Source organism: Aneurinibacillus thermoaerophilus, from assembly GCF_019603355.1.
GTDB classification, from domain to species: Bacteria; Bacillota; Bacilli; order Aneurinibacillales; family Aneurinibacillaceae; genus Aneurinibacillus; species Aneurinibacillus thermoaerophilus.
In genome coordinates, this window is sequence record NZ_CP080764.1 from 2,654,438 (window position 1) to 2,666,296 (window position 11,859).

At 47.6% G+C, this 11,859-nt stretch carries 11 protein-coding genes; 4 read left to right on the plus strand and 7 right to left on the minus strand.

Annotation, left to right across the window (positions count from 1 at the left end; all coding sequences use genetic code 11):
* The first annotated feature begins 327 nt into the window (after positions 1 to 327).
* Positions 328 to 2,424 (plus strand): carbon starvation CstA family protein, encoded by a 2,097-nt coding sequence (locus tag K3F53_RS13785; RefSeq protein WP_057898031.1) that lies wholly within the window; start codon positions 328 to 330, stop codon positions 2,422 to 2,424.
* A gap of 32 nt (positions 2,425 to 2,456) precedes the next feature.
* Positions 2,457 to 2,717 (plus strand): YbdD/YjiX family protein, encoded by a 261-nt coding sequence (locus K3F53_RS13790; RefSeq protein WP_220559051.1) that lies wholly within the window; start codon positions 2,457 to 2,459, stop codon positions 2,715 to 2,717.
* A 157-nt stretch (positions 2,718 to 2,874) separates the two neighbouring features.
* On the opposite strand, the gene K3F53_RS13795 is transcribed toward K3F53_RS13790, so the two are convergent.
* From K3F53_RS13795 to pdhA, 5 genes are all read right to left on the minus strand, one after another.
* On the minus strand, positions 2,875 to 3,312 hold the full coding sequence (locus K3F53_RS13795; RefSeq protein WP_057898029.1) for a DUF2621 family protein: 438 nt from the start codon (positions 3,310 to 3,312) through the stop codon (positions 2,875 to 2,877).
* Positions 3,313 to 3,622: 310 nt separating this feature from the next.
* On the minus strand, positions 3,623 to 5,035 hold the full coding sequence (gene lpdA, locus K3F53_RS13800) for a dihydrolipoyl dehydrogenase (protein ID WP_057898028.1): 1,413 nt from the start codon (positions 5,033 to 5,035) through the stop codon (positions 3,623 to 3,625).
* Between the two features lie 3 nt (positions 5,036 to 5,038).
* On the minus strand, positions 5,039 to 6,376 hold the full coding sequence (locus K3F53_RS13805) for a dihydrolipoamide acetyltransferase family protein (protein WP_220559052.1): 1,338 nt from the start codon (positions 6,374 to 6,376) through the stop codon (positions 5,039 to 5,041).
* Positions 6,377 to 6,438: 62 nt separating this feature from the next.
* Positions 6,439 to 7,419, minus strand: a complete 981-nt coding sequence (locus tag K3F53_RS13810; protein WP_057898026.1) for an alpha-ketoacid dehydrogenase subunit beta — start codon at positions 7,417 to 7,419, stop codon at positions 6,439 to 6,441.
* A gap of 3 nt (positions 7,420 to 7,422) precedes the next feature.
* A complete protein-coding gene (pdhA, locus tag K3F53_RS13815; protein WP_220559053.1) occupies positions 7,423 to 8,469 on the minus strand; it encodes a pyruvate dehydrogenase (acetyl-transferring) E1 component subunit alpha in 1,047 nt (348 codons plus the stop codon).
* 198 nt (positions 8,470 to 8,667) lie between these two features.
* Between pdhA and K3F53_RS13820 the strand changes: the two genes are divergently transcribed.
* Both K3F53_RS13820 and K3F53_RS13825 read left to right on the plus strand, forming a co-directional pair.
* Complete coding sequence (locus tag K3F53_RS13820) at positions 8,668 to 9,390, plus strand: alpha/beta hydrolase (RefSeq protein WP_057898024.1); 723 nt, start codon at positions 8,668 to 8,670, stop codon at positions 9,388 to 9,390.
* Positions 9,391 to 9,394: 4 nt separating this feature from the next.
* Positions 9,395 to 9,994, plus strand: a complete 600-nt coding sequence (locus tag K3F53_RS13825; RefSeq protein WP_057898023.1) for a TVP38/TMEM64 family protein — start codon at positions 9,395 to 9,397, stop codon at positions 9,992 to 9,994.
* Between the two features lie 81 nt (positions 9,995 to 10,075).
* Here the strand turns inward: K3F53_RS13825 and K3F53_RS13830 are convergent, their stop codons facing one another.
* Together K3F53_RS13830 and lepB are read right to left on the minus strand one after the other, a co-directional pair.
* A complete protein-coding gene (locus tag K3F53_RS13830; RefSeq protein ID WP_057898022.1) occupies positions 10,076 to 10,969 on the minus strand; it encodes a diacylglycerol/lipid kinase family protein in 894 nt (297 codons plus the stop codon).
* Between the two features lie 244 nt (positions 10,970 to 11,213).
* A complete protein-coding gene (gene lepB, locus K3F53_RS13835; RefSeq protein ID WP_057898021.1) occupies positions 11,214 to 11,726 on the minus strand; it encodes a signal peptidase I in 513 nt (170 codons plus the stop codon).
* Positions 11,727 to 11,859: the final 133 nt, after the last annotated feature.

Consider the following 11,859-nt stretch of genomic DNA (forward strand, 5'->3'; position numbering starts at 1 on the left):
AGTAGGTTTTTATTTTATTTTAGTTTATTTTAGTTATAAAGACCCAGTATAAGTAGGTATATAGATGCTATCATACAAGTATAAATGATACATTATTTTCCTTGTTTGGTAAACTAATTTTCTATATTTTAAAAATATCTCAATTAAAAATGCATACAAAACTTGTAGCTAACTACAGATGATGACAAATTTTCTACTGTTCATGTATGGTTTACTACAGATAATTCGGAAAAGGTAGTAAAGAAAGTGCACCTAAGTTACAATATTTTAAAACTAATTTTTTAGAAATTTTAGATTCTGAAAATTTTATAAAAAGGAGGATTCACTATGAAGAGCCGTCTGCTCTCCATTCTCATATGGAGCGCAATCTCCGTGCTTGGCGCTGTCGCCTGGGGCTGGCTGGCGCTTTCGCGCGGCGAAGAAATTAACGCGGCGTGGTTGCTGTTTGCCGCTCTAGCGAGCTATGCGGTTGCCTATCGGTTCTACAGCAGATTTATCGCACATAAAGTCTTCAATCTGGATGATAACCGCGCCACTCCCGCCGAGGTACACAATGATGGTAAAGACTTTGTTCCAACAAATAAATGGGTTGTATTCGGTCATCACTTCGCAGCGATTGCGGGTGCCGGCCCGCTTGTCGGTCCGACATTGGCCGCCCAAATGGGATATTTGCCAAGCACCATCTGGATTGTTGCAGGGGTTATCTTGGCAGGCGCGGTTCAGGACTTTGTCATCCTGATTGCTTCCATGCGCCGCAACGGAAAAAGCCTTGGCCAAATCGCAAAAGAAGAAATCGGCCCGGTTGGCGGCTTGATCGCCATGGTTGGTATTCTTGCTATTATGATTATCTTAATTGCTGTATTGGCGCTAGTTGTCGTCAACGCGTTGGCCGAAAGCCCGTGGGGCACTTTCACAATTGCAATGACCATTCCGATCGCGCTGTTTATGGGTGTATATATGCGCTACATCCGTCCGGGACGTGTCGGCGAAACATCGTTGATCGGGTTTGTGCTAATGATGCTTGCACTTGTAGCTGGCCAATGGGTAGCCGAATCGCCGACTTTGGCTTCGCTGTTCACATTTAGTCCGGAAGCCCTGGCGATTATGATGATCGTATACGGATTTATCGCATCCATCCTTCCGGTATGGCTGCTGCTCGCGCCACGTGACTATCTAAGCTCGTTCTTAAAAATTGGAACCATCGGCTTGCTTGCGGTCGGTATTCTACTCACGCTGCCGAATCTGCAAATGCCGGCTGTTACGAAATTTATCGATGGAACCGGCCCAGTATTTACGGGCAATTTGTTCCCATTCCTGTTTATCACTATCGCCTGTGGTGCCGTTTCCGGCTTCCACGCACTCGTATCAAGCGGTACAACGCCAAAGCTTATCGCGAAAGAAAGCCATAGCCGTATGGTTGGCTACGGCGGCATGTTGATGGAATCTTTCGTAGCCATTATGGCATTGATTGCAGCTACTATTCTTACACCTGGCACATACTTCGCGATCAACAGTCCGGCCGCTGCGATTGGAAACGATGCCATTACAGCGGCGAGAACCATTACCGAATGGGGGTTTTCTGTATCCGCAGCTGATCTGACGCAACTTGCCGAAGACGTGGGCGAAAAAACAATCCTTTCCCGCACAGGCGGCGCGCCTTCGCTCGCGGTTGGTATGTCCGTTATCTTCTCCACCATCATCGGTGGAAAAGCGCTCATGGCGTTCTGGTATCATTTCGCGATCCTGTTTGAGGCCGTGTTTATTCTTACTACGATCGACGCAGGTACCCGTGTAGGCCGCTTCATGGTAAGCGAACTTATCGGAAACTTCGCATCGAAATTCAAAGATACGACCTGGCTGCCGGGTAACATTATTTCCAGCGCCATCATCAGTCTCGGTTGGGGTTACTTCTTATACGCTGGGGTTATCGACCCGCTTGGTGGAATCAAAACCCTCTGGCCATTGTTCGGTATCGCTAACCAGATGCTCGCTGCTATCGCGCTTGTGGTCGGCACAACGATCATCCTGAAAATGGGCAAAAAAGCGTATGCATGGGTTACTCTTGTGCCGCTGGTCTGGCTTACAACCGTCACAATGGTAGCCGCATGGCAGAAGCTATTCCACCCCGATCCGAAAATTGGTTTCCTGTCTCATGCTTCCGCTTTCACTAAAGCGCTCGAACAGGGGCACCTGCCGAAAGGGGTTAAAACGATAGAAGCGGCCAAGCAGATGATTTTCAACGACCGTGTAGATGCTGTCATGACAGCGATTTTCGTCGGAATCGTGCTGGCGCTTATCATCGACTGCCTGCGCACGTGGATTAGCATTCTGCGCGGTACGTACCGTGGTTCGCTGCAAGAGGCTCCTTACGTACAATCAAAAGGCGATGCTTCCCTTTATACATCGCATTCACACACAGCTTAACTGCGTCTCGAGAAAAAAAGGAGGAAAAAGACATGTGGCGTGATGAGTCTTGCCCGCCGCGCATCTACGTTCCGCCGGAAAAAATAAAAGAGCTGTCCGCAAACCACTCATTGATGCGGCGGATTCGCTCAACGTTCCGAATGATTTTCGGCATTCCGGACTATGAACTATATCTCGACTACTGGCACGCGGCGCCGCCGAAAGGCGAAACCGCGCCGCTATCGGAAAAAGAATTTTTCAGACAAGCAATTGAAGCCCGGTACGGCAAAGGAAACGGTACCCGCTGTTGCTGAGTTAACTAACAACCACCCCCTTCTTCCGTTGCTTGGGTTACTTTTTTCGCTTACGAAACAAATTCGAGACCGAAGCGGAGCGAGCAAGCAACGCTTCTTTGCAAGAAAGTAAGCCAGGCCCAGGAAGAAGGGGAGGATTTGTCAACACGCATACAGCTTATTCCACATGAATTTTCAAATGCTGTTTATACGGGGAAAAATCAATTTGCTTCATTTTCAAATGGGCGACCAGAAACTTATGATCGCGCGCTGGTGTCGCCAAAATATATCCTTTAATTACAAGGTCTTTCGTTATTTTTTCTGCTCCTTCCTCAAGCGCCAGCTTGCCAATTTTGGCCGCGATGCTGCGCCGAGCCACATCCCGGAATAGTTTTGGCACCGGTGTAACAAGTTCGTTTAACAGCTCCATCGTATCCTCAGTCCACATCTGTCGGGTTTTCTCAATATAATAGTCTTGCCAGTCCAACTCTGACATCCCATCCTGTTTTGGCATCGCCTTCAAAAACTTGCGGAACATGAAAAAGCCACCGATCGCGAATAGTGAAATAAGAATGATCATCCATACGATAATAAACGAGCCGAACCACGCTGACATTTCTATAATTTCCCCCTTCCCTTTTTGGTGCTTGATTATGACAACTTAATGGCCTTCGATGATTCGACTTACCTTTTATTATGCACTGTTTTATTCCTGCCTGTCTAATAAAATCCATCTGAACATTTTGTTAGCGAACGTGAAATTTTCAAAACTCATGGAAAAGGCAACGTTTGCACACGTCTTGTGAATTTTTCCTCGTTTATTCTTGGAGAGAAAGCATACGTTGCTTCATCACTATAAAGCAACATCTGCTTTCTTATACGATAAAAAAGCAGACCGGAAATATTCCAGCCTGCCTTTCTTGTCGTTATTTCGATAATGAATGAATACCGTGGCCAAGTGCTGCCTCCGCCGCTTCCATCGTTACTTCTGATAGCGTCGGATGCGCGTGGATGGTCAGCGCAATATCTTCAAGTGTCGCGCCCATTTCGATTGCCAGTCCAGCTTCTGCAATTAGGTCGGACGCTTCCGGCCCAACGATTTGTACGCCCAATACGCGGCCATCCTCTTCATTCGCCACCACTTTTACGAAGCCGTCCGCTTCATTTACACTCAACGCGCGGCCATTCGCAGCAAAGGAAAAACGGCCCGTCTTCACTTTATATCCTTCTTCTTTCGCCTGCTCCTCTGTCAAGCCAACGGACGCCATCTCCGGATCGGAGAAGACAACCGCCGGAATCGCCATGTAGTCAATTTCACTCGGCAGTCCGGCGATAACTTCCGCCGCTACTTTCCCTTCATATGAAGCTTTGTGCGCCAAAGCAGGGCCTGCCACCACATCGCCGATCGCGTAGATATTCGGCACATTTGTCCGGCATTGCTTATCCACTTCAATCAAGCCGCGATCCGTCAGCTTCATATTAATGGCTTCAAGGCCAAGCTCATCCGTATTCGGGCGACGACCTACCGTAACCAGGCAGTAATCCGCTTCAAACACTTCTTCTTTGTCTTTAATATTTGCTGTTACTTTTACGCCGTTCTCTGTCACTTCGCTCTTCGTTGCCATCGCTTCGGTATGGATTTCTACACCCAGCTTTTTGAGTTTTTTCCGAACCATTTGCACCATTTGCTTCTCAAAGCCAGGCAAAATGTTAGACATACCTTCAAGTACGGTTACCTTCGAACCAAGCTTCGCGAACACGGTTCCAAGCTCAATTCCAATATAACCGCCGCCGACTACAAGCAGCTTCTCCGGAATATGGTCAAGCTCCAGCGCTTCTGTAGAAGACAGAATGCGTTCGCCAAATGGCAGCGCAGGAATTTCGATCGGACGGGAGCCGGTCGCAATAATGCAGTGATTGAAACGGTAGCGGTTCACGTCATATCCATGAAATACGCGCACCTCATTTTCGCTAACGAACAGCGCCTCGCCAGGAATGATCTCTACGCCGTTTCCTTTCAGAAGCGTCTGGACACCTCCGGTCAGCTTTTTCACGACGCCTTGCTTCCATTCCTGCACTTTCTTCATATCAACAGAGACGCCTTCCACGTTGATGCCGATGTTGCTTGCTTCCTTCGCCTGTTCATACTGCTTTGCCGCAGAAATAAGCGACTTGGAGGGGATACAACCGCGATTCAAGCACACGCCGCCCACTTCCGCTTTGTCTACGATCGCTACTTTTTTGCCAAGCTGGGCGGCGCGAATCGCCGCCACATATCCGCCCGGACCAGCCCCGATAACAAGTACATCGAGTTCCGTTGTAAATTCGCCTACGACCATGCGTTACACCTCCATGACAAGCATTTCCGGATTTTGCAGCAGTTCTTTCACATAATTCACATACAGTTGTGCCATTTCACCGTCAATCAGACGATGATCGAAGCTTAAGGACAGCGCCATCACAGGTGCCACCACAATTTCATCATTCTCGTTCACAACCGGCTTCTTCGTAATGCGGCCTACCCCAAGAATCGCCACTTCTGGGTAATTGATAACCGGTGTGAAGAACATACCACCGGCAGAACCGATGTTTGTAATCGAAAATGTGCTGCCCTTCAACTCATCAGCCGAAGCTTTTCGTTCGCGGGCTTTCGTCGCCAATTCAGAAATTTCGCTTGCGATTTTCCAAATCGGCTTACGATCCGCATCTTTGATAACCGGTACGAGCAATCCTTCATCTGTCGCTGTCGCGATACCAATGTTATAGTACTTTTTGATGACGATTTCATTCGTTTCATCGTCAATACTTGCATTCAATTCAGGGAATTCGCGCAGGCCAGCGATAGCTGCTTTGACGATAAACGGCAAGTATGTCAGCTTAACTTCTTTCTTTGCCGCAATCGGCTTGAAGCGTTCGCGCATTTCCACAAGCTTAGATACGTTCACTTCATCCATAACAGTTACATGCGGCGCAGTGTACACCGACTTTACCATCGCGGTCGCGATTGCTTTGCGAATGCCTTTCAGCGGTCTGCGCTCCTCCAATCCGCCAGGTGCCGCAACTACGGCTGCTGGCGCTTGTTTTTCTTCGAATTTCTGTTGTGCTACTGGAGTTGCTTGCTCTGTTTGAGCCACGCCTGCTGCCGTGGCTTGGCCGCCACCCTTGGCAAATCGCTCTACGTCCTCGCGCGTTACGCGGCCATTTTTGCCTGTACCCTGCACCTGGCGGATATTAACGCCAAGCTCACGCGCCAATTTACGTACGGCCGGAGTCGCGTATACGCGCTTATTCTCATCAACCAGCCCGGTCTGATTTTGTGCAGGCACAGTTTCCACCTTTGCCTGCTCTGTCTGCGCTTTTAACTCTTCACCGGCATTATGTCCGGCTGCGCCCACCGTTTCATTCTTCGGTTCCGGCGCCGCCTCCTGAGCGGGAGCCGCTCCTTCCGCTTCGAACTCTACAAGCACGTCGCCAACCACCGCTACCGTGCCTTCGTCCACTTTGATAGACAGAACTTTACCGGTTACGGGAGATGGAATCTCCACAACCGCTTTATCGTTCTGCACTTCCATAATAATCTGGTCTTCTTCGACATGGTCGCCTTCTTTAATATGCCATTTTACGATTTCGCCTTCGTGAATACCTTCACCGATGTCCGGCATCTTGAACTGGAACGCCATGAATGAAACCTCCTCTTTCGCTTTCTCGCAGGTCGTAATTTAAAATCCGTCATACAATCAACTTAGAAGTCAAGTACTTTATTAAGACCTTCAATTACGCGGGCCGGGTCAGGTAACCAGATATCTTCCGCGGCCGCAAACGGATAAACGGTATCCGGAGACGTTATGCGAAGAACCGGGGCTTCCAGGGAAAGAATCGCTTTTTCGTTAATTTGCGTAATAACTTCCGCGGCAACTCCCGCCTGTTTTTGCGCTTCCTGCACAACAATGGCACGGTTCGTTTTTTCTACGGATTGAATAATGGTTTCTGTATCGATCGGATTTATCGTACGCAGGTCAATCACTTCTACAGAAACGTTACGTTCTTTTTCAATTTGTTCGGCTGCTTTCAAAGATGTTTGTACCATTGCACCATAGGTAATGATAGTTACATCTTTACCCTCTTTCACTACGCTTGCTTTTCCGAGCGGTACTGTATACGAGCCTTCCGGCACCTCCGCGCGGAAAGAACGGTATAACTTCATATGTTCCAAGAAGATGACCGGATCATTGTCGCGAATCGCTGAAATCAACAATCCTTTCGCATCGTACGGATTAGAAGGGATGACAACTTTTACACCCGGCGTTTGTACGAACAAACCTTCCAGGCTGTCGGCGTGAAGTTCTGGCGTTTTTACGCCGCCACCAAACGGAGCGCGGAATACGATCGGAGAATGATAACGCCCGCCGGAACGATAACGCATGCGCGCCGCCTGGGATGCAATGGCGTCAAATGTTTCAAACACAAAACCAAAAAATTGGATTTCAGCAACCGGGCGGAATCCTTGCAGCGCAAGACCAACCGCCATACCTCCAATCGCGGACTCAGCAAGCGGTGTATCGAATACGCGTTCTTCCCCGAATTCTTTTTGCAATCCGTCCGTGGCGCGGAATACCCCGCCATTTACCCCTACGTCCTCACCAAAGACAAGCACATTCGGGTCTTCTCTCATCTCTGTACGCAGCGCGTCGGTAATGGCTTGAATCATCGTCATTTGTGCCATGGCTTAGTTCATCTCCTTCTGCTTATACTCATCGTATTGCTCCTGCAGAGCTGGAGTCTTCTCTTCGAACATAATGTCGATTAAGTCTGTTACTTTTTGCTTCGGCTGTGCATCGGCTTTCTTAATCGCTTCGTTAATTTCCGCTTTCGCCTGCTCAATTACTTTATCTTCTTCTTCTTTGGACCATAGATTCTTGCTCTCAAGATACACACGAAAACGAACGAGCGGATCTTTTTGCTCCCATTCGGTCATTTCTTCCTGTTTGCGGTAACGTGTCGGGTCATCACCGGCCATTGTATGCGGGCCATAGCGGAATGTCAATGCTTCAATCAAAGTTGGCCCTTCGCCTGCAAGCGCACGCTCTCTCGCTTCGCGCACAGCTTCGTATACGGCAAGCACATCCATACCGTCTATCTGTACGCCTTTAATGCCCGCAGCAGCCGCTTTTGCCGCGATAGATTCCGCCGCAGTTTGTTTGGAGAACGGCGTGGAAATCGCGTAACGGTTGTTTTGCACGAAGAATACGGCCGGTACTTTGTATACACCAGCAAAGTTCAGTCCTTCGTAGAAGTCACCCTGGGACGTACCGCCGTCGCCTATGTACGTAATGGCGATGCGTTTTTCGTTTTTCTTCTTGAACGCCAGCGCTACGCCCATCGCCTGGGTAATTTGTGCAGCGATGATAATTTGCGGCATTAAAACGTTTACACCTTCGGGGATTTGACCGCCGTGGAAATGTCCGCGAGAGTACAGGAACGCTTGATACAGCGGTAATCCATGCCAAACAATTTGTGGAATGTCACGGTAACTCGGCAAAATGAAGTCTTCTTTGGAAAGCGCGCTTTGGCTTCCGATCATGCACGCTTCCTGCCCCGCAACCGGCGCGTAGAAACCGAGACGGCCCTGGCGGTTCAAACTGATTGCGCGCTGGTCCCAAACGCGGGTATACACCATTTTGCGCATTAATTCTTTCAAAGTGGCGTCATCGACTTGAGACATTTGCTTTGTGTCAGTTACCTTGCCTTCAGGAGAAAGAATTTGTAACATCATGACAACTCCTTTTTTGATAAAATATGAAAAAAAGAAACATTACCAACACTGTAATAGAACAAGTTTACAGTATAACACCTTTTGTTGCACAACAAGTACAGTTTTAGTATTCTTGACTCGCGATGAGTATAGCACTTCCTCTTTATCATGTCCAATTTTTTTTAGCAATACGTAAAAACATTCGGAGGATTGATACATATGGATCAGAAGTTGCGCAAGCGGACGATCGTGCGTCGCGAACTTACAAGCTCTTACCTTGGTGAGACGCGTTCCTACAAAGTATATTTGCCACCCAACTACGACCGAAACAAAGCGTATCCGGTACTGTACGCGCAGGATGGCGAGCAGTTTCTCAACTTCGGACGCGGGGCGACCATCGCTCAAGAAATGATTCTGAATGGCAAGCTGTTCCCTTTTATTATTGCCGCTGTTACAGTTTCGCGCGAAAATCGGACAGAAGAATATGGAACCGGACGCAGCCGCAATGCCATCTACAAATCGTTTTTCACAGAGGAACTGCTGCCCGCAGTTGAGGAAGAATTTTCAGCAAGCGACCGTGTGCTTGTTGGCGACTCTCTCGGCGGCACAGTTAGCCTTGATCTCGCACTGGACAGACCCGATCTATTTAATAAAGTGCTGTCACTTTCCGGAGCTTTCTATCCTGATGTAATGAAAGGGGTCCTGCGTAAGCCAGATCTTTCCTACCTCCTCATCTATATGCTTATAGGACTTGAGGAGACAGCGGTTCCAGTCAGCGACGGCAAAACCGTCGACTTCTTAAGCTATAACCGAGAAATGAAGAATCTACTTGAACAACGGGGCGCTTCTGTAACCTATGTCGAAGAAAAAGGTGGGCACGATTGGGGCTTCTGGCAAAGCCAACTTTCTAGTGCATTTTCCTTCTTTTTTGAGGTAAAATAAAATCATGAATTGGACAGAGATTAAAGCGTATTTTTCTGAAGAAAATTTATTGGCGCTACTAGCCAAATACGAATCGCTCGGTCCATTGCCCGGAATCGTTCTTCCCTTTCTAGAAGCGTTGTTCCCGCCTTTCCCGCTGTTTGCGATCGTAGCCGGAAACGCGGCTGCCTATGGGCTTTGGCTTGGTTTTTTGTATTCTTGGCTCGGTGTTTGCCTAGGAGCAGTGTTTGTGTTCTCTATTTGTCGCAAGCTTGGGCGACACCGCTTCTTGAACTTTCTTACCCGCCATCCGAAGGTAAGAGAAGCGATGGAATGGATGGAGCGGCATGGCTTTAGCGCGATTTTTCTTTTGTCGTGTTTCCCGTTTTCACCTTCTTCCCTTATTAACGTGGTGGCCGGATTATCTAACATGCCAATGAGCCAATTCGTGGCCGCGATCATACTGGGCAAAACCATTATGATTTTCATTATGTCCTTTATCGGACACGATGCGATATCGTTTATTGATCATCCATGGAAATTGTTTATTGTGCTTTTCATCATTTTCGTTCTCTGGTACATCGGCAAAAAAGTAGAGATGCGTCTGACAACGATAAAACAGTGATGAAAGAAAAAGTGGTAAACCCTCTAACTCACGGGTTTACCACTTTTTCGTGTGCAACCTAAAGGCGAAACTGCTCCGATCTTACACTCTTCCAATCACGCGGAGCGCTCCGGATAAAAGCCTAACTTTACTAGGGGTTTTGCCGTTTTTTTCACCATCCATATCAATGAATTGCGCAGGGCTGCACGCAATCGTAAGTTCAGATGCTTTAAACCTGAAAATAGCTTCATGTTGAATCGGTTCGCGGCGCAAGTATGATGATGCCACACTCATGATTTCCGATAGTCCAATATTTTCCACAATAATGACTTCAAACTGGCCGCTATTCAATTCCTTGTCGCCAAACAATTCAAGGCCAGCCAACGATTGTCCATTCGCTACATATACCATGACCGCCTCTTTTTGAATCGTTTTGTCTTCCGTCGTAATCGCAACGCGAAATAGGCTATCCGACTGCAAATATTGCAGCGATTTTAAGTAATATGTAAAATGCCGCAAATATGTTTTCGTTTCGTTTTTTATTTCACTGGATACGGTCGAGATTAATCCAACCCCAAAAAAGTTTACAAAATAACGGTCGTTACACCTCCCTATATCGATAGCACACGGCTGTTCCTGCTTCATAAACTCGCACGCTTCCAGCAAGTCGAGCGGCACCTGCATTGTGCGGGCGATATCGTTTGCCGTGCCGCCAGGCACAATTCCGAGGATCGGACGTTTATCAAACCGCATGAGTCCGTTTACCACTTCATGGATCGTGCCGTCACCTCCAGCGGCTACGACTACGTCATATCCTTCGCTTTCTTGAGCCGCGATTCGTTCCGCATGTCCGCCACACAATGTCGGACGGATGGTCAAGTCCCATTTCTCCTGCAATGAACGCGCAATGTCCCCGATCATCTGGCTTACGGTTTCTTGCCCGGCAACCGGATTATATATCAGCAATAACTTCGCTTTGTCGCCTTCCTTACCCATCTTGCTTTTCCCAGCCTTTCCTGCTAATAAACACAACACTTACTACAAATTATTCCCTAAAAAGAAAGCAGCATAATCGTTAACTTTACACTATCTCCCTCCTATTTCCCCTTTTCTCCTCTGTACAAAAAGCAAAACAGCGAACACAGGCGCCTCCTTTCTAAAGAAAGCCGGATGCTTTGTGTTCGCTGCCTTCCATGCAGTATTTAAAGCGCTTATTCATTATGCGCGTTTGCTTTTTTCTCTACATTGCTCCTATATCTGTAAACGGATAAAACCGAAAACGTACCGTTCCTTCAATCGCATCAGCGTCTACAAATGGAGTGGGCCACAGATGCGAATCATAGCTCTCGTTACGATTGTCCCCGAGAAAGAAAAACTTACCCGGTGGAACGGTAACAGGACCAAACTCATAGTTCATCGGTTCTTTGATATACGGCTCATCCACCTTTTGACCGTTACGATACAAAGCGCCGTTCTTGATCTCTATCGTATCACCTCCGATTCCAATCAGCCGCTTAATAAACCTCTCACCCTCCTTCTCCGGAACCGGAGGATAAAAGACGACGATATCGCCTCGCTGTAAATCTTCCGGTCGAATCAATTTATCAACAGCCAATCGATCGTTAATATGAATGGTCGGTAACATAGAACCGCTCGGCACGACGACCGCTTCCCCTATATAGGTGCGAATGGTCAAGCTTAGGACAATGGCTAGCACAATCACAGGTACCCATTCTTTTATCAACTTTCTCATAACAAGAAGCTCCTCCTGTTTCCTTCCCAAAATAAAAAACGATATACTCTGCTTTTCCTCTCAATTTTAAAACAAAAGAAAGATAAAGTAACGATTTTTTTTACTAATCGTTGATAAGACATTCTATTGGGAC